This window comes from Streptomyces sp. NPDC127092, from assembly GCF_042722475.1.
Taxonomy (GTDB): domain Bacteria; phylum Actinomycetota; class Actinomycetes; order Streptomycetales; family Streptomycetaceae; genus Streptomyces.
In genome coordinates, this window is sequence record NZ_JBHXFE010000155.1 from 1 (window position 1) to 900 (window position 900).

Genomic DNA, 900 nt, shown 5'->3' on the forward strand with positions numbered 1-900 from the left:
GTTCAGTAGATGTGTAGCGACCCAACGCGCGTCGAGCGAAGCGCCCCCGGTTTCGCCAGTCGCTACCTCCCGCAGTCGTTGAGACCCCTGACTGTAGCGTTCATAATCTCCACGCGTCAGGTACGAGAGTATGTCTTCCACAGCCAGGACGAGCGTCTGCAGCGAACCGAGGGCCGTTGAGCGCAGGCTGTCCATCGCCGACTGCTGTGCTATTGACGCGAAGTATCTGCGCCACCGAGCCAGCCAACCGAAGGCTCGTTTAGCATCGAAGCTCAAAAATACAAGTCCGGCGCGTACGGAGAGATTCTCAAGTGACGGTTCTTGCGTGCTATCTGCTCCACCTAAGAGGGGCTGAAGTCGGGTTATGATCGCGGACGCGTTTGGGTCACGACCACCTCGGCGATACCCGATCGCAGCAGCAAATCCGATTGATAGGCGTTCTTCATCGCTCCAGTCATTTCGAGCCAGAGCAAGATCGAAAATATGGGCGCTCACCAAGAACGCCTGACGTTGGCGAGCTGCCGAGTAGCGTTGACGCGCATCACTTACCGACGCCACGCCATGCAAGTACCATGCTGTCTTAATTAGCTTCTCATCAACAGATGGACGATCAAGCACTAGGGCGATTTCAGCCTGCGCCATTCGCTCTTGCAATCGCTCAGCCGTCGGGAGACCGGAGCGACCCGCAAGCGCTTCCCCGAGCAGATGTATGTCTAGAGACCGCTCCATACGATCTCCTTTACCTTCGAGGCAAACTCAGGAAAGTCCGGCAACGCAATAACGATTGACTCGGTTTGCCCAGCCGCCACAAACTCCGGGAATTGTGTGCCGAGCGATCTGAACGTGGGTCAAGCCCCTCGTGATGGTGTAGCGGTCTGATCCTTCATGGGGGTCAGGCGC

General features: G+C 57.3%; 1 pseudogene. It reads right to left on the reverse strand.

Features of this window, described 5'->3' with window-relative positions:
* Positions 1-729 (reverse strand): annotated as a pseudogene (locus ACFWJO_RS38250) (hypothetical protein); the annotation flags it as partial.
* Between the last annotated feature and the right edge of the window lie 171 nt (positions 730-900).